18 protein-coding genes and 2 pseudogenes are annotated in these 16,071 nt (G+C 43.6%); 8 read left to right on the top strand and 12 right to left on the bottom strand.

Annotated elements, in window-relative coordinates:
* Positions 1 to 121 precede the first annotated feature (121 nt).
* Together recQ and ytxJ are read left to right on the top strand one after the other, a co-directional pair.
* Positions 122 to 2,239 carry a DNA helicase RecQ gene (recQ, locus tag N6H06_RS14265; protein ID WP_263707346.1) on the top strand — a complete coding sequence of 706 codons (2,118 nt, stop codon included), beginning with the start codon at positions 122 to 124 and terminating at the stop codon, positions 2,237 to 2,239.
* A 69-nt stretch (positions 2,240 to 2,308) separates the two neighbouring features.
* The gene (gene ytxJ, locus N6H06_RS14260; protein ID WP_062750466.1) at positions 2,309 to 2,647 is read left to right on the top strand and encodes a bacillithiol system redox-active protein YtxJ; all 339 of its coding nucleotides are present in this window, start codon (positions 2,309 to 2,311) and stop codon (positions 2,645 to 2,647) included.
* 252 nt (positions 2,648 to 2,899) lie between these two features.
* Here ytxJ and N6H06_RS14255 read toward each other — a convergent pair whose 3' ends face one another.
* Positions 2,900 to 3,379: a hypothetical protein gene (locus N6H06_RS14255; RefSeq protein WP_095239425.1), complete on the bottom strand. Its 480-nt coding sequence runs from the start codon at positions 3,377 to 3,379 to the stop codon at positions 2,900 to 2,902.
* Positions 3,380 to 3,483: 104 nt separating this feature from the next.
* Here N6H06_RS14255 and N6H06_RS14250 point away from each other — a divergent pair, with 104 nt between their 5' ends.
* On the top strand, positions 3,484 to 4,026 hold the full coding sequence (locus tag N6H06_RS14250; protein WP_404830355.1) for a GNAT family N-acetyltransferase: 543 nt from the start codon (positions 3,484 to 3,486) through the stop codon (positions 4,024 to 4,026).
* Here N6H06_RS14250 and N6H06_RS14245 read toward each other — a convergent pair.
* From N6H06_RS14245 to N6H06_RS14235, 3 genes are read right to left on the bottom strand one after another with little or no spacing between them, the layout of a single operon-like run.
* Positions 4,023 to 4,931: a 5'-3' exonuclease gene (locus N6H06_RS14245; RefSeq protein ID WP_263707340.1), complete on the bottom strand. Its 909-nt coding sequence runs from the start codon at positions 4,929 to 4,931 to the stop codon at positions 4,023 to 4,025. The two genes, N6H06_RS14250 and N6H06_RS14245, sit on opposite strands and share 4 nt — an antisense overlap.
* A 55-nt stretch (positions 4,932 to 4,986) precedes the next feature.
* A complete protein-coding gene (gene bshB2, locus N6H06_RS14240) occupies positions 4,987 to 5,655 on the bottom strand; it encodes a bacillithiol biosynthesis deacetylase BshB2 (RefSeq protein WP_263707339.1) in 669 nt (222 codons plus the stop codon).
* Between the two features lie 24 nt (positions 5,656 to 5,679).
* Complete coding sequence (locus tag N6H06_RS14235) at positions 5,680 to 6,030, bottom strand: YojF family protein (protein ID WP_062750456.1); 351 nt, start codon at positions 6,028 to 6,030, stop codon at positions 5,680 to 5,682.
* A 308-nt stretch (positions 6,031 to 6,338) separates the two neighbouring features.
* Here N6H06_RS14235 and N6H06_RS14230 point away from each other — a divergent pair, with 308 nt between their 5' ends.
* Entirely contained in the window at positions 6,339 to 7,115 is a 777-nt protein-coding gene (locus tag N6H06_RS14230) for a S1C family serine protease (RefSeq protein WP_062750454.1), read from the top strand.
* Here N6H06_RS14230 and N6H06_RS14225 read toward each other — a convergent pair.
* Positions 7,112 to 7,522, bottom strand: coding sequence for a DUF2188 domain-containing protein (locus N6H06_RS14225; protein ID WP_062750452.1), 411 nt, complete (start codon positions 7,520 to 7,522; stop codon positions 7,112 to 7,114). The two genes, N6H06_RS14230 and N6H06_RS14225, sit on opposite strands and share 4 nt — an antisense overlap.
* Positions 7,523 to 7,635: 113 nt before the next feature.
* Between N6H06_RS14225 and N6H06_RS14220 the strand changes: the two genes are divergently transcribed.
* The 3 genes from N6H06_RS14220 (at position 7,636) to N6H06_RS14210 (ending at position 8,994) form a co-directional block, all read left to right on the top strand.
* Positions 7,636 to 7,770: a hypothetical protein gene (locus N6H06_RS14220; protein ID WP_263707334.1), complete on the top strand. Its 135-nt coding sequence runs from the start codon at positions 7,636 to 7,638 to the stop codon at positions 7,768 to 7,770.
* A 73-nt stretch (positions 7,771 to 7,843) separates the two neighbouring features.
* On the top strand, positions 7,844 to 8,206 hold the full coding sequence (locus tag N6H06_RS14215) for an acyl-CoA dehydrogenase family protein (RefSeq protein ID WP_263707332.1): 363 nt from the start codon (positions 7,844 to 7,846) through the stop codon (positions 8,204 to 8,206).
* Positions 8,095 to 8,994 (top strand): acyl-CoA dehydrogenase, encoded by a 900-nt coding sequence (locus N6H06_RS14210; protein WP_263707331.1) that lies wholly within the window; start codon positions 8,095 to 8,097, stop codon positions 8,992 to 8,994. The genes N6H06_RS14215 and N6H06_RS14210 overlap by 112 nt, the downstream gene beginning before the upstream one ends.
* A 78-nt stretch (positions 8,995 to 9,072) precedes the next feature.
* Here the strand turns inward: N6H06_RS14210 and N6H06_RS14205 are convergent, their stop codons facing one another.
* The gene (locus N6H06_RS14205; protein ID WP_062750450.1) at positions 9,073 to 10,467 is read right to left on the bottom strand and encodes a hypothetical protein; all 1,395 of its coding nucleotides are present in this window, start codon (positions 10,465 to 10,467) and stop codon (positions 9,073 to 9,075) included.
* A 697-nt stretch (positions 10,468 to 11,164) separates the two neighbouring features.
* Here N6H06_RS14205 and N6H06_RS14200 point away from each other — a divergent pair.
* Positions 11,165 to 11,314, top strand: a pseudogene (locus tag N6H06_RS14200) (peptidoglycan-binding domain-containing protein); the annotation flags it as partial.
* A 41-nt stretch (positions 11,315 to 11,355) separates the two neighbouring features.
* On the opposite strand, the gene N6H06_RS14195 reads toward N6H06_RS14200, so the two are convergent.
* The 6 genes and pseudogenes from N6H06_RS14195 to N6H06_RS14175 form a co-directional block, all read right to left on the bottom strand.
* A complete protein-coding gene (locus N6H06_RS14195) occupies positions 11,356 to 11,604 on the bottom strand; it encodes a hypothetical protein (RefSeq protein WP_263707327.1) in 249 nt (82 codons plus the stop codon).
* A gap of 5 nt (positions 11,605 to 11,609) precedes the next feature.
* Entirely contained in the window at positions 11,610 to 12,119 is a 510-nt protein-coding gene (locus N6H06_RS23190) for a pre-toxin TG domain-containing protein (protein WP_404830354.1), read from the bottom strand.
* Positions 12,120 to 12,466: 347 nt separating this feature from the next.
* Positions 12,467 to 13,462, bottom strand: coding sequence for a phosphotransferase (locus N6H06_RS14190; protein ID WP_263707325.1), 996 nt, complete (start codon positions 13,460 to 13,462; stop codon positions 12,467 to 12,469).
* Positions 13,463 to 13,611: 149 nt separating this feature from the next.
* Positions 13,612 to 14,415: pseudogene (locus N6H06_RS14185) on the bottom strand (ATP-dependent DNA ligase).
* 78 nt (positions 14,416 to 14,493) lie between these two features.
* A complete protein-coding gene (locus N6H06_RS14180) occupies positions 14,494 to 14,856 on the bottom strand; it encodes a YolD-like family protein (protein WP_263707514.1) in 363 nt (120 codons plus the stop codon).
* Entirely contained in the window at positions 14,843 to 15,367 is a 525-nt protein-coding gene (locus N6H06_RS14175) for a hypothetical protein (protein ID WP_263707324.1), read from the bottom strand. Before N6H06_RS14175 ends, N6H06_RS14180 begins: the two co-directional genes overlap by 14 nt.
* Between the last annotated feature and the right edge of the window lie 704 nt (positions 15,368 to 16,071).

Below are 16,071 nucleotides of genomic sequence, written 5' to 3'. Positions count from 1 at the left end.
TATTAAGACAACTGAATGTTGTTTTTATGTTAAAGGATTTCTCTTAAGGGGGAGTCGACTTTATCATGAGCCTCGTACTATACTAATTAGAACAGATAAGTCTATGTAAGGAAGTGTTCAAATGGGACAGGCGTTATTGGATCAAGCGGAGCACGTGTTGCGATCACTGTATGGCTATACGGCTTTTCGGCCTGGCCAACAAAAAATCATTGAGTCCATTTTAAATAAGGAAGGTGCCCTTGTCGTCATGCCAACTGGCGGCGGCAAGTCTCTATGCTATCAAATTCCGGCTGCCGTGCTTGAAGGTGTCACGCTCGTGATTTCCCCTTTAATTGCGCTAATGAAAGACCAAGTAGACGCTGTCAATGAAATCGGCATACCAGCTACTTACATTAATAGTTCATTGACGAAAGCAGAAGAACGAAAGCGTTTGAAAGATGTCGCTGACGGAAACATTTCGTTGTTGTATGTGGCACCTGAACGCCTTTATGAGCCATCGTTTCAAGCGGCGTTGGCAAAGCAACCCCTTGCCTTAATTGCCATTGATGAAGCCCATTGCATGTCACAGTGGGGGCATGACTTTCGGCCAAGCTATTTGACAATGGCCGACTGGATTGCATCACTTCCAGGAAAAGTGCAAGTTGTAGCGCTTACGGCGACAGCGACACCGGATGTGGCTCGCGACATATGCAGGCGCCTTCACATTGATGAAAGCAACCAACATCTTACTGGATTTAAACGAACCAATTTGACATTGCGTGTGTTGAAAGGACAGAAAAAAACATCCTTTTTACAGCAATACGTTGAAGCAAACCAAGGTGTTCCAGGTATTATTTATGCATCAACGCGGAAAGAAGCAGAAGCCATTTACAGAGCAATCGATGGAAAAACAAACGCTGTTCTCTACCATGGCGGCCTTCCAGAGAAGGAACGGACCGAAAGTCAGGAAGCGTTTGTCTATGACCGGGCTGATGTCATGGTTGCCACAAATGCGTTTGGCATGGGCGTCAATAAAGCCAATGTTCGCTACGTGCTTCACGCCAATATGCCAGGGACGCTCGAAGCTTATTATCAAGAAGCGGGGCGTGCCGGTCGAGATGGCGAGCCAAGTGAGTGCATGTTGCTGTACCAAGCACAAGACGTTCAAACGCAACGTTTTTTTATTGAACAGTCCGATGCATCCGAAGAAAAACGGAAACATGACTTTGAAAAACTGCAATGGATGAGCCGTTATGCCCATACCAACCAATGTTTAGAGCAATTTATTTTAAGCTATTTTGGCGAGGATGGAGGGAAACCGTGTGGAAAATGCAGCAATTGCAAACGGGAAGGGGAACAGCAAGATGTCACGCGCGATGCGCAAAAAGTGCTTTCCTGCGTGGTTCGCGTCAAAGAGCGGTTTGGAAAAACGGTGATAGCCCAAGTGTTGACAGGATCAAAAAACAAGAAAATCGAACAGCTCGGTTTAGATAAATTGTCGACATACGGGTTGATGAAAGACAGATCCGCAAAAGAAGTCCAGGCGTTTATCGACTTTTTATTAGCAGAAGAATACATTGGTTTAACGCCTGTTTCGTATCCGACAATTCAATTGCTGCCAAAAGGCGTAGCTGTTTTAAAAGGAGAAGGTCAAGTTTATCAGTACAAAGAAACGGTTGAACGAACAGTAAGTGACGAAGATCCCATCTTTGCCGCACTCCGGGCTGAGCGGAAAGCATTGGCTGATGAGCAAGGAATTCCTCCTTATTTGATCTTCTCCGATAAGACATTGAGAGAAATGGCCGCTGTGATCCCTCAGTCATTGGAAACGTTGGCTACGATTTCTGGCGTGGGCGAACATAAGCTTAACAAATACGGAGAAGCTTTTTTAAAAACCCTTACCCAATTTGATAAGCGGGAAAGCACGAATTTGCCTTTGGATAAGGCACCGTCTACCGGGCACAAACGTGTAAGCCGTGAGGAAGTCATCAAGCACTTTGAAGCTGGGCAAGCACCAGCTCAAATCGCGTCAACGCTCGGTTTTAGTGAACAAACGATAGTGAAACATTTAATCGCTGCTGAGAAAAACAATGAGACGACAGGTGTCGCCAAGCTCGTCGAGAAAGAGAAAGCGGCCTTGATCCGCCAAGCAATCAAAGAAGTCGGTTCTTCTTATTTAAAGCCGATTAAGGAACATGCCGGTGAAGGGGTATCTTATACAGAGATACGTATTGTCATTGAATTAGGTGACGGATTTTGAGAAAGAGCGGTTGCAGCTTACGGCTGTGGTATGGTACAACAAAATCAGAACGCTAAAGGGGATGATCGCATGATTGAAGAGTTAACAACAGAAGCAGAATGGCAAACGTTTTTACAGGGGAGTACGGACACAGTATCTCTGCTATTTAAACATAGTACGCAATGCCCTGTATCTGCAGAAGCGTTTGAAGAGTACAAGCAATTTGCTAGTGAAAACAATTCCTTCCGTTACGGGTTCGTAAAAGTGATCGAATCCCGGCCAGTTTCAAACAAAATTGCGGAAGACTTAGATACCGTTCATAAGTCACCACAAGTGTTTGTTTTAAAAAACAAATCCGTGCTATGGACAGAATCGCATTGGAATATTAAAAAGCAAACAATTGCCGAACATGTCGAAAACGAGCGCTAGCGCTCGTTTCTGCTTTTGGCCGCTTTGTCTTGTTTAAGGATGCAGCCATACGTGAATAAAACGAACCCAATCACAAGCAGTGAACAGATCCGCTGAATGACAGAAAACCAATCCATTTTTCCGCCTCCTTGCATGTAGGTTCCCGCTCACAGGCGAATTTATTCTGAAAGAAAAAACAACCGCACTCAGGCTGATAGAAAACGCTTGGCTACAGTTTGAAGGACCGAGCCCTATGGGGTTCGGTCCTTGCAGTTAACCGTGCCAAATAACGTGGCCTGATTGTGTTTCTTCATTCACGGAGACATGGAAATGGTGCTTTTTGTAAAAATGGATGAGTCTATCCAAATGATCCCAATCACGCTTGGCAAGCTTGCCTTCAATCAAACAATTGTGTTGCCAGGCCGCATCCTTTAAGTATGCCATGCAAATGGAACCAAAACCACGGTTCGGGTCACCTTTTATATCGTCAATAAAAAGACGATGGGCGTTAACGTATTCAGCTTGTAGGGCAAAATCCCAATGGCCATCATAGGGCGAATGACAATCGTTAACCATAAGCTGGAGCGTGCGCCCATGTTCTTTTTTGGACACAATCACCCATTCTTCGTTGGGCGTTTGTTCAACGCCAATCACTTCTTTCTGTTCTTCTTTCGCAATTTCCCGAACTTGTTGCTGCATACGGATGAGCTGAATGTCTGTCTGGTCAGCACCCCGTATATCGATTGTTGTCACAGAATCACTCCTCTTGAATTTGACACCGTGTTCTAGTATAAAGGAAGAAGTGTATGGGTGCAAAAAAATGTGGCTAGGACTAGGAGGGCGGGGGAATGAAAGAAATGGCGATCGCGCCAATAAGCATAAAGTATTCGAAACATTTGTGGAAATGGGTCTTTTCTCAAGACAACCCAGAATGGAAAAAATGGGATGCTCCTTATTTTGAGCATCATTCGCTCCCTTATGAGGATTTTCGTGAAACAGCAGAAAACTGGGTCAATCGTCAAGACGTACAAGGAATTTTTGTAGAAGACGAATTAATTGGTACGGTGTCGTATTATTGGGAATGCGAAAAAACCCGCTGGCTCGAGCTAGGCATTGTCATCTTTAATCCTGCTTATTGGAATGGCGGTTACGGGACTGAGGCGCTGCGGCGGTGGTCGGCTATCGTGTTTCATATGCATCCGCAAATTGAACGTGTAGGTTTTACAACATGGTCAGGCAATAAGCGGATGATCGCAGTTGGCGAAAAATTAGGTTTTACCCGTGAAGCGCGCATTCGCAAAGTTCGCTATTACCAAGGAGTCTATTATGACTCAATTCGTTACGGGCTAACACGCGAAGAATGGAATACGCGCCAAACCAACGGTAAAGGCGTCTGTTAAGAAATAAAAGCCAGATCGTCCGCCAATTTAACGCGAATGGCGAGACGTGAAAGTTCCTTGTCAACTTCGCCCCGATTCAAAGAGAGAACAGCGTCATTGATAGAATAGTGGCGGAGTTCGGGAATGTCGCAGATAATCGCAGAAAGCTTTTTTGAAAGCTGAGTAGACGCTTTTCCAGCTAGTAGTTTTTTCTGCGCCCGCTTTAATGGAGGCTGGAGTGTGTCGATTTGCTGATAAAGCGATTCAATTGACCCGTACGCAGCAATTAGAGGAAGGGCGGTTTTTTCGCCTATCCCCGGACAGCCTGGAATATTATCACTTGTATCGCCGACGAGCGCCTTTACATCAACCCACTGGGTAGGGGAGAGGCCGTAACTGTCTTTAAATGAGGCTTCATCCAATAACACTTCTGTTTGCTTCTTAGCAACAATTTGAGTGGTGCGGGAAGTCAGCAATTGAAACAAATCTTTATCATTGCTGTAAATATAACAAGGGCCGCTCGTTTCTGCTTCCCATTTGGCCGAAATAGCACCGATAATGTCATCTGCCTCATACGGCGGCACTTTTAATTGCTCAACACCAATGTGGTCAAGTGTTTTCACACATTGTTGATACTGTTGGATTAATGGTTCTGGAAGCTCATTTCGCGTCAATTTGTAGTCAGGAAACGTCTTTCTTCGTAATGCTTCCTCCCGAGGCACGTCCCAAGTGACAATGCAATGGGAAATCGAATAATCGGTAACCAGCTTAAATAGTTTTTGGATAAACACACGAAGGCCATTCACATATAAGCCTTCTGCGTTTCGTTCTAACTTTTCAATCGGGCGGTTGTAGCTCGTCGCAAAATACCCGCGGCTCAATAAGTTAAAGCCGTCGACTAATAGCAGAGCCTGTTCATTGGCCAAAACAGTTCCTCCTTTTTAATGGAAAAAAGCCGCCTCCCTAATAGTGGGAGGCGTTTTACGCGAACGGATACGTCCAGAAACGTTCGTTGCAAAGACGTTCCTTCGCTTCTTCGACGCCGTCATAATAGGCTTTTTCCAAGCTTGGCAACGTCCATGCTAACTGGGAAGCGTGGGCGCGTAACGTATCAAGCTTGCGAATGGCGTATGCTGAAACGTCATGGACGATATCCGCTGGGCCAATCTCTTTTTCGTGGTTGTTTGAGAACGCCACTGCGTAAAAAGTAGGACGCTCGCTCTTTGGCAACTCTGCCAGTGCGGACGCGACGGCTAGTCCAGTAGCGTCATGGTCAGGGTGAACAGCATACCCTGGGTAAAACGAGATAACGAGGGAAGGCTTAAGTTCAGCAACAAGGTTAAGCACCATTTGCTTCAAGCGTCCTGGTTGTTCAAATTCAAGCGTTTTGTCGCGATAACCCATCGTCCGCAAGTCGGTGATGCCCATAACGGCGGCAGCCTGTTGCAATTCTTTCCGACGGATGTCTGCCAATGACTCACGTGTCGCAAAGGGAGGATTCCCTAGGTTGCGTCCCATTTGCCCAAGCGTCAGGCAGGCGTATGTCACTGGCGTTCCTGCATCAATATAAGCAGATATTGTTCCTGAAACACCGAATGCTTCATCATCTGGATGAGGAAAGATGACAAGGACATGGCTTTGTTTTTTCATGCTCGTTCAACTCCCAGCAATCAATTAATCGTCAAAAGGCGTGCGTGAAATTTCAAAGGCGACGCCAAGTTTTCCGTCGGGGCCATGGCCAGCCATTAGTAGCCGCCCCTTTTTGTCTAGCTCAAAATGGGTTAACCCTTCGCCATATACCCAGCCAATGTTCATTTTTAAACCAACTCTGTATGGGCCGTTGCCAGCGACAACGCCATGTTCGTACGAAATAAGGGCATTGCGGATGTAGGCGCTGGCTGAAAAAAACGATTCGTCAAAATGGGAAGCGTAAGCCCCATTTGTCGTTTCTAAATGCAAGTAAACGTCTTCGTTCAGAAAAGAATCAAGCAACGATTGAAGGCGTTCTTTCTCAATCGGTTCCATTTTAAACCTCCAGCAAGTAGCATCTATGTATCCACATTATAAGTGAACGATCCAAGGCTGGCAACGGCAACGACTTGACAGGCAGGGCAGTCATTTTTGTAGGAAAGGGAAGAGCGATGGTATACTGAATGTAAGAGAAGACAACGGTGAAGGCATCGGCCTGATTTTTTGCGAAAGGGTGTGTGGCTATTGATCATAATAACATTGACTTTGCCTCGTACAGCGAGGGGATCGGTTGAACCCAACGAAGCTGTTGCTACGTACAAAAAACTGGTAGCTACTAACAGTGAAAAAGGCGCATTGATCTGATGGTAACCAACCAACCTCCAGAAGAAGAACGATTTGAAGAAGAGCCGCCACTTGAGGCGTTTATGGAAGAAGAGCCTCCCAAAAAAACGAAACCTCTACAAAAAGCGATCGTTATCATTGTAGCAGCTGTTGTTGCGTTGGCTATGCTTGTGCAAGGAAGTGCCTTTTTGTTTCAGCATTTCAGTTTAGACGCACTCCGCTTTACGAGCGAAAGCCAACAATTGGAAAAAGAAGGCGATTTTGATCGATTTAAAGAAGCGGTCGTTGCTGTGCAAACAGACCGAGGCCATGGGACAGGCTTTATCATTTCAGAAAGCGGCGACGTGCTCACCAATGAACACGTGATTCGTGGAGCTTCGTCTATTTATGTCCATTTGCCAGATGGAAAGCGTTACCTGGCGACTGAGACGAAGACAGACGAAACGAATGATTTGGCCATGTTGGCGCTTGAAGGGCAGCCAGACAATTTACCGACATTAACGCTTGCCGAAACGTCAGCGAATCCAGGAAACACGGTGTACGTGATTGGCCATCCGATGACGCATTCGTACATCACGAATAAAGGGGAAGTAAAAGAAAGCCATGATGCCTACCAAGTTTTAGCAATTACCAACGCTGTCTTCCCTGGACATAGCGGTTCGCCGGTGTTGTCAGAAGAAGGAGAGGTCGTAGGAATGGTCTATGCCCGCAGTAGTGGGGAAAACGGAAATGGCGAAGGGCTTGCTGTACCGCTCCGCCAAATCCACGCATTTGTCGAAGATGACTCAGGCACTTAATCGTCGATTTTAACGCCTGCTCCTTTGTTTTTTGCAATTTTGCGTGCTCTTTGCAACGCTTCTTCTTTTGTATTTGCAACATAGGAAGCACGCTTTGCTCCTTCTGCATAAACAGCCCATCCATCTTCGCGCTTGACAACATGCTCAGGCTTGTCGGCTGTTTCTGGTGAAGACGACGAGGAATCATGTTTAGACGGAGTTACTTTACCGTGTTTCAAAAAGTGGGCGACTTCGTTTTCGTCAGCGTTTTCTTTCCATTTTTTCGCCTGTTCGGTGGCAATTGGAATGGCGCGGCTTTCAGAGTAGCCGTCTTTGACCATCGAATTGCCAATTTCAATCGCTTTTTTGCGGACGGCTTTCTCGAAATTCTTTAAAGATGAGGGATAGTCATCCATTGTCCATGGCATAGCCAACACCTCCTTTTTCCTTTGTATTTCCGTTTTGCTGTCGTTCAAACATGGTTTGCATTCATGCACAAAGGGTATACTGGCAGCAACGAAGAGAAAGGGAGTGTAGACAAATGAATGAGCAAAAGCAAAACAATAACCATAAAGAAAAAGGCGAGGACATTGTCAAACGCCAATTTAACGAGTCGTTGCACCAAGGAACATCGGAAGACGATAAACAAAAAAGAAAACAGCAAAATAAAAAATAAGCATGTGGCAGATCCACATGCTTTTTATATATGGTATACTTTATCGGAATACACAGAAAAGGATGAGGCAAAGTTGTCAATTTTGGATGAACAATCAGCAGTGGGCCGGGAACAAGCATTGCGCCAGATTTTAAAAGGTTTTTCTGAAATTGGCGCCATCCACGACCACGAACAAACGGTGCCGATTGAAAATATTGCCGTACTTAAGGAATCTGGCTATACAGCGTTGCCGGTAGAAACGAAATATGGAGGAAGACAGATTTCCCTTAGCGAAATGCTATTCCTTCAACAATTGATTGCCGAAGCGGACGGCCCGACCGCCTTGTGCATCGGCTGGCATATGGGGACGATGTACCAATTGGCAGAGGAGAAAATTGGCCTGAGCATTGGCACGAGCGGATCAGTTGTGAAGTTGTCGAAAAAGGGGTTCTCCTGAATACGGCTGCAACGGAAAAAGCGACAGGAAGTCCGACACGAGGGGGAGCTTTTCAAACGACAGCCACGTACGAACGAGGCGAGTGGGTCCTAAATGGTGCAAAAACCTTTACGACACTTGCCGAACACTTAGATTATTACTTAATTCTCGCTACTGTCGAACCAGAAAAACAGGTAGGTTTGTTTATTGTACCGCGAAACACGCCAGGAGTGACCGTCGAAAAAACATGGGACATGATGGCAATGGGGTCTACTGGAAGCGAAGATTTGCACTTAATAAACGTCAAGCTGCCAGATAACCATTTTATTAAAAAGCAAGAAAAAGATGGCCTGCCAACAGCATGGCTGCTCCACATTCCTGCCTGCTATTTGGGAATGGCCCGTGCTGCCATCCGAGACGCAGCGAAGTTTGCCAATTCGTATTCCCCTAATAGCATTCAAGGAACGATTGCTCAATTGCCACACGTTAAACAAAAGTTTGGTGAAGCTGCTATTTTATATGAACAAAGCCGCCGCTTTCTGTACGGCGTTGCCAAAACGTGGGATGAAAGCGACAAAGAAACCCGTATGCAGTTAAACACAGAATTAAAAATGGTCAAATACGCAGTAGTCAACAACGCAAACAGAATCGTCGACTTCGTGATGAGAGCTGTTGGCGCCCATAGCCTATCCAATCAGTCGCCATTATCGCGGTATTATAAAAATGTCCGCGCCGGTCTCCACAATCCGCCCATGGACGACATGGTCGTCCAAGCCGCCGCAGAAAGCGTATTGCAAAGGGAATCGTAGCAGCTCGGATGGCACAGCAGAGCTATACAAAGCCAGCCTTCTTGTTAGGCTGGCTTTGTGGGGGCCATTTCCATTCGCCTACCAAATCACAAGCGCGAGAATGGTTGAAACGAGTAAACCGGCAATCACAGGGATAAAACAGATCCGCACTAAATCTTGAACATGAACGCGAGCAATTCCTGCAACAGCAACGAGAGAAGACCAAGCGATCAACGTACCGCCGCCAACCCAGATCGCCCCCATTTGCCCAATCGCCGCCAAAGTGGCTGGATCGATCCCTGAAACAGGCGCCAATGCACCAGCAAGAGCTCCAGTCAATGGCAAACCAGAAAATCCAGAGCCATCAAGGCCTGTAATCATGCCAATCATTAACAATCCAAATGCAGTCCAACCTGGTTCGGTAGGAATATATGATTCGCCTGCTTCGACTAATTCAAATAAAAACGCTGGCGCTTCGTCAATAGCAAGAATGGCCGGAGCGAAATCGCTGCTACCGAGAAAAAAGAACCCGGCAATAGGAATAACCGGCCCCATTGCTTTAAAAGCAAACAAAAAGCCATCGACTAAATGATTGCTGACATTTTCAAATAGTTGTTTTGGCCGGTAAAACAAGCTTGCCACTAGCAAAAGCAAGAGCGCGGCTCCACCAACCAATGCGGCTCCACTGCCGCCTTCCAACTGCAAATTTGTAAAAAAAGACGTATATAGCATATACAAAATCACTGCTAAAAAAGCCAATGGCACAAAAGCAGCAAATAGTTTAGCCTTCCACGACGCTACCGCTGAGTACCTTTGCTTGTATGGTTGCATCCATTCCTTAGGGAAGGACGCACGAAGCTGTTCTTTCCGTCTCCGTGCCAGCAAATACAGCACGAGCATGGCCGTGCTGCCTGCAATTAAAGATAGCACCAAAGCCCGGTCAGCAATAACAGACACAGGGACACCAGCGGCTGTTGCGCTTAGCATAGGAGCAATTTGAATCATATAATCACTTGATAGAGCCATGCCTTGCCCAGCGATGGCAATTGCTGCCGCTCCCACTAAAGGAGGCAGGCCCGCGCGGATCGCAACTGGGAGCAACAATGTGCCTACAAGCGGCACAGCGGGGGTAGGCCAAAAGAATAGCGATATGACATACGTAATGGCAATGAGAATGAGGTAAGAGAGAGTGGCATTTTTCATGACTTTCCCAAATGGTTTAATCATTTGTTCGTTTGCCCCTAGGGAGTCAAGGCTTTGCAACAATGCCGTCATAATAGCGATGATCAAAAAAATACTAAATAATTCTCCAGCTGCCACAAGGCTCGCTGAGAAAATAGTCTGTAAGGCGGCTGCGATCGAACCGCTAAAGGCATAACCAACTAAAAACGTCATCAGGATTGCAGGGACAACGACATTTTTGCGCATCAGCATCGTGCCAATGATCAGCAAAATCCCGACAAAATACAGCCAATGCGGTGCAGTTAAGTCCATTAGGCATCCTTCTTTCGTAGGTGGATGGGATAGTGTATGAGCGTACCTAGTAATAGGTGAATGGCCTAAATCTAAAGAAAAGCATTTTATCTATAATAATTGGTTAAGGTTTTTAAAGCGGGGAAATGACAAGGGGCCTTTAGGTGAGGGAGAGTGTCAATGATTAATAGACTTCATTGACACAACCATTTTTTAATACGGCGCTTAATCCAAGTAGGTCATTACAATCGTTTAACGAAAACAAAAGCCGGTTAACTAAGAACATTACAAATAAGTATAAAAGGCTTGAAATACTTATATCGAGCGAGGACTAAGTTACATACCAATAAAGTAAAAGAGAGAACAACTGGATAGAAGTTACTCTCTAAAATTAATTTTAGACTTTCTGAAAATGGAGAACACCTCCTTAATTTGTTATATCGTCTATCGGGAAAGTGTTGGACCAAGTATTTAAAGTGAAAGACAACCATTTAAATTAAATGTGTGAGCCATAAGGCCGTATGCGCTTTTATATACAAAAGGAGATGATACAAAAAGGAGCCCTATAAGACCCCGTAATTAGTTAATTCGTCTTCATCTGCTTCTACCATCGTATTAAAGTCGAGAATATCACCAACGCCGTTTTCCAGGGTAACTGTATAACTGGAATGTGACATAGGATGTACTCATTCGACAAAACTAGACAGCGTTAAATGCTGCAAATTTTAAGGTCGGTAAAATAGACGGCGACTTTGGTAAACTGACTGAAGATGCGGTCCGACGCTTTCAAAAGGTATATCTTCCGCGAGAGGTTGATGGAGTTGCAGGGCCTAACACTTATCGCGAATTGGATAAAGTGGTGAACTAAAACAAAAAGTCCCCGCTGAAGTAGCGGGGATGCTTACATAATCACTTGTTTGAAAACTCTTTGATCCAATCTCGAATGTCGTCGTCAGTATGCAGATATTCGCCTGGGCTGTCCTGAAGGTCCAACCCTGATACAGTCATCAACATATCCCACACTTTTAGGTCAGATACATAATGTTTTTCTTTCATCGTATATTCACTTGCCCAATCAGTAACTTCCTCCCTGGTTAGCTGGTTTTTAAGAACAAGCTCTAGCTTATTAATAATTTCCTTTTTAGTAGGCTCACTCATTTCCTTTACCACTTTCCAATATATTTTCCGTCTCTGTCAAATTGATAGTGAATCTTTACGTTATTAGTAAATTGAGTGTCTGGTCTTACCTGCCTTATGTTCCCTGAATGATCGATCGTTTCCATCCATGTTCTTTTTCGACCTGTTAACGGATCCCATTCTCTTACTGTGCGCCTTCCTGCCATTTCACCTGGTTTAGATGCTGTCTGTAATTCAGCGTAATATCTGTACCTACCGTCTGGTAGTTCTCTTACACTAGCGACTCCATACCTTTCGCTCTGGTAATAATGAGTTTGAAGTCTATCATACTGTGCGGCGCTATGGGCTGGATTACTGATTCGTGTTCCGTTGCTAACGTTATTAACCGCCCTTATTCCTTTGGAAGTTCCTTTTGCTATGGGTCCACCTATAATAGCAGCACCTGCCAGGTACCGTTCCCATTCTTCTAATTCTCGACCTGTAATTAAATTCTTGCAACGTTTACGATGAACGGTTACTAAAATAGATAAATCCAAACGGGTTTGGCGAAAACGAAAAGTTCTGCGTATGTACGGCTTGGTCTTAAAGACTGATACGGGTTTAAAACACTGTACGTGCTGTTTAGCATCGGATGCATTGCCTTTATTTCCGGTGGCACATCTTGAGAAGCAATGTAGCCGGCAAGTGCTGTAATGTTTACGCCAGATTCTATTACCCCATTTAAGCCTGCAACATACGAGCTAATCTTTGGCGGGGCTACTCATTTTACTGGTCATCAGGCTTACGTTTGTAAGCCTTTGCTTGCCTTACCGTCCATATAGGAGTGGAGGCAAGTATAATAAAGGTTGCATTTGACTCGATCAGATAATCGGATATCATTTAATTATATATTCTCTAACATGGATTCTAATTCTTTATGATTTTCCGAAAGCCACAGCATTTCCTTTGCAAAACGCTCTGGAGGTCCACTATGCTGATCCATGCTTGAATTTATCCACCATGTACTTTCCATAAACCATAACATTTTTAAAGAGGTATTTATAAATCCCTTCTCAAGTAAACGTTGCTCACTATACCCTTCTATAAAAGCCTGAACAAGAGAAACATTAAAGTTATTTTCATTTAAGGCCCCAGATATAACAGCTCTTGCAACATCAAGCTGTGGATAGTCATATTTCATTCTATCAAAATCTAAAACAGCACTTATTTTTTTCTCTTCAAACAATAAATTGTCTACCCAGAGATCACGGTGAGCCCAACCGGTTTCATTAAGTTTAAAATCTCCTAAATTTATAGCTTCTGTTACTTTATATTGTGTTTCTATTATCGGTAACAAATGCGATTTGTCAGTATTATTTGCGTGATTCCAAACAGATTCCCAATGAGTTAAACGCTCCTCACGGCTTGGGGGGATAAATTCAGGGCGTTTCTTAACCCCAAGTGTACCGTCATTTAACAAATGATGCATATACCCTGTAACTTGTCCTAAATCATACATTTGATGAACATTTAATTTTCCTGGAGGGATCACAGTTCCATTACAATAATCCATTAACATAAAAAGTTCGCCCTTCTCAGATTCAATAAGAAACTGACCTTCATGAGTATATAGCTTAGGGCATGGAAGACCACTATTATGTAATCGCATTTGTTGAGAGAAGGCTAGTAGTAGTTCTTCATGGTTATACAGTTTGTATCTTTCCTTGTTATATTGCTTGATTAAAAAAACACCAGAATTTGTCGTTATTTTCCACTTTAAATTTAACCAACCACGTTTTATAGGTGTAGCATCTAATACCTTAAATCCAAAATGTTGATTACAAGTATTAAAAGGTCGTTCAATACCATTTCTTCTGTTAATACAAAATCCATGCTTCATCTCCTCGAATTCTTTTTTACTCCTAAATACTTCAACAAAGTCAATCTATTTCCTTTTTACTAATTCCCTGCTGATCTTCCAACTATATGGTTCTATAAATACAAAAAGAAGCGTTACTCGATAAACGCGCCCGTTAAACAGCCTTCATATCAACCAATCCAAAAAAGTGGGATATGAAGGTAGCCCTTGCTTGTAGTATACCTATAACGAATTTTACAGGGGAGCGGCGTTTCTAAAAACACGAACTTTTTGCTGTCGCTCACATGCTGCCTCCTGGAAATTTCGTAAAACTCTCTGCATGACTTGATAGGCATATGCTCCATGACTCCCCATGACTCGCCCTCAAAACTTTCTAGCAGCAAGCCGAATTCGTCTTTTCTATATCCCGTAATTAAACCTTCTGCGTACTGATAATTAATAACCTTGAGCCAATCCTCTGATCGTTTGTTTATTTTGTAAGTAGACGCAGGATTTTTTATGACAATCCCTTCTAACTCTCTATCTTTTACAGCATCAAAATAAGCGGTAGCTTAGCCTTCTATCCATTTAATCTCAAACATATGAGGATGTGGATGTAAGGCCTTGGATAGGATTTCTTTACGTTGTATGAGGGGCAGGGCAGTAGCCCAGGTGTGTTTGTGCTTAATTATGTCAAATACCACAAACTGTACGGGGAGTAGGGGAGTTGATTTATAAGAGCGAAAGCGAGACATGACCAACTCAAAGTCGGGCTGGCCATCTTCGTTTAGTACAATCAATTCGCCATCCAGTATTAATCCGTCGGCAATATCATTGTTGCACAGTTCGGGAAATCGGTTTGTAACCTCAGTTTTATGTCTAGTATACAGCCGTGTTACACCCTCATGTTTAGATAAGATCAAACGAATTCCATCGAATTTTAGTTCAGTCAGCCAGTCATCCTTAGTGGGTTCGTCTATTCGTTTAAGAAGCATTGGGAAAACAAAAATAGAAATCACTCTACCTAATTTTATTATAGAGCAAAGGCGATATGCTTTAGGGGATAGCTGGAATTAGATGCGCTGTACATCGTATATGACACGCATGTCAATCCATTCTCGGATAGAATCGTTTAAGGGGCCGTATTCAATCCTAATCTTTTTATTCAGTTCATCTACTTTGTAGATGTGACAATCCTTGTTTATGTAGTAGCCATCCTGCCAGTAAGTGAGCCGTACGACCAATGTATGATTAAGCGCGTCCATGATAACTTCGCCAATCTCACGCCACTGGTCATCATCGAGTTCACCGTGAAGCTCAACTTTATTTTCCTCTTTCTGCATTTCAATCCATGCCTGCTTATGCTCAGGCAACATCATTCGACTTCCTTCCCATAGTAGGTTGCCACGCCAAATTTCTTTTTTAACATCGTCCATGCTTTTCAATGCAAACACTCCTTATAAATAGAACGTATGTTTGTATTATGTGCAAATGTTTGTTCGGTATTCTAGTGGTAATTTCGACCAAAAGAAAAAGACGTATGCTAAAGAAGGTACCTCCCACTACCTCAGGCACAGCGGGGGTAGGCCAAAAGAATAGCGATATGACATACGTAATGGCAATGAGAATGAGGTAAGAGAGAGTGGCATTTTTCATGACTTTCCCAAATGGTTTAATCATTTGTTCGTTTGCCCCTAGGGAGTCAAGGCTTTGCAACAATGCCGTCATAATAGCGATGATCAAAAAAATACTAAATAATTCTCCAGCTGCCACAAGGCTCGCTGAGAAAATAGTCTGTAAGGCGGCTGCGATCGAACCGCTAAAGGCATAACCAACTAAAAACGTCATCAGGATTGCAGGGACAACGACATTTTTGCGCATCAGCATCGTGCCAATGATCAGCAAAATCCCGACAAAATACAGCCAATGCGGTGCAGTTAAGTCCATTAGGCATCCTTCTTTCGTAGGTGGATGGGATAGTGTATGAGCGTACCTAGTAATAGGTGAATGGCCTAAATCTAAAGAAAAGCATTTTATCTATAATAATTGGTTAAGGTTTTTAAAGCGGGGAAATGACAAGGGGCCTTTAGGTGAGGGAGAGTGTCAATGATTAATAGACTTCATTGACACAACCATTTTTTAATACGGCGCTTAATCCAAGTAGGTCATTACAATCGTTTAACGAAAACAAAAGCCGGTTAACTAAGAACATTACAAATAAGTATAAAAGGCTTGAAATACTTATATCGAGCGAGGACTAAGTTACATACCAATAAAGTAAAAGAGAGAACAACTGGATAGAAGTTACTCTCTAAAATTAATTTTAGACTTTCTGAAAATGGAGAACACCTCCTTAATTTGTTATATCGTCTATCGGGAAAGTGTTGGACCAAGTATTTAAAGTGAAAGACAACCATTTAAATTAAATGTGTGAGCCATAAGGCCGTATGCGCTTTTATATACAAAAGGAGATGATACAAAAAGGAGCCCTATAAGACCCCGTAATTAGTTAATTCGTCTTCATCTGCTTCTACCATCGTATTAAAGTCGAGAATATCACCAACGCCGTTTTCCAGGGTAACTGTATAACTGGAATGTGACATAGGATGTACTCATTCGACAAAACTAGACAGCGTTAAATGCTGCAAATT

Source organism: Shouchella tritolerans, assembly GCF_025770735.1.
GTDB lineage: Bacteria > Bacillota > Bacilli > Bacillales > Bacillaceae_D > Shouchella > Shouchella tritolerans.
Note: the sequence above shows the minus strand (reverse complement) of the source record. Positions and strands in the feature narration are given on the sequence as shown.

Bases quoted from the DNA above. Each gene is read 5' to 3' on its own strand.
- recQ (WP_263707346.1), top strand. From the start codon at position 122: ATGGGACAGGCGTTATTGGATCAAGCGGAGCACGTGTTGCGATCACTG.
- ytxJ (WP_062750466.1), top strand. From the start codon at position 2,309: ATGATTGAAGAGTTAACAACAGAAGCAGAATGGCAAACGTTTTTACAG.
- N6H06_RS14250 (WP_404830355.1), top strand. From the start codon at position 3,484: ATGGCGATCGCGCCAATAAGCATAAAGTATTCGAAACATTTGTGGAAA.
- bshB2 (WP_263707339.1), bottom strand. From the start codon at position 5,655: ATGAAAAAACAAAGCCATGTCCTTGTCATCTTTCCTCATCCAGATGAT.
- N6H06_RS14235 (WP_062750456.1), bottom strand. From the start codon at position 6,030: ATGGAACCGATTGAGAAAGAACGCCTTCAATCGTTGCTTGATTCTTTT.
- N6H06_RS14230 (WP_062750454.1), top strand. From the start codon at position 6,339: ATGGTAACCAACCAACCTCCAGAAGAAGAACGATTTGAAGAAGAGCCG.
- N6H06_RS14225 (WP_062750452.1), bottom strand. From the start codon at position 7,522: ATGCCATGGACAATGGATGACTATCCCTCATCTTTAAAGAATTTCGAG.
- N6H06_RS14220 (WP_263707334.1), top strand. From the start codon at position 7,636: ATGAATGAGCAAAAGCAAAACAATAACCATAAAGAAAAAGGCGAGGAC.
- N6H06_RS14205 (WP_062750450.1), bottom strand. From the start codon at position 10,467: ATGGACTTAACTGCACCGCATTGGCTGTATTTTGTCGGGATTTTGCTG.
- N6H06_RS14195 (WP_263707327.1), bottom strand. From the start codon at position 11,604: ATGAGTGAGCCTACTAAAAAGGAAATTATTAATAAGCTAGAGCTTGTT.
- N6H06_RS14190 (WP_263707325.1), bottom strand. From the start codon at position 13,462: ATGAAGCATGGATTTTGTATTAACAGAAGAAATGGTATTGAACGACCT.
- N6H06_RS14180 (WP_263707514.1), bottom strand. From the start codon at position 14,856: ATGGACGATGTTAAAAAAGAAATTTGGCGTGGCAACCTACTATGGGAA.
- N6H06_RS14175 (WP_263707324.1), bottom strand. From the start codon at position 15,367: ATGGACTTAACTGCACCGCATTGGCTGTATTTTGTCGGGATTTTGCTG.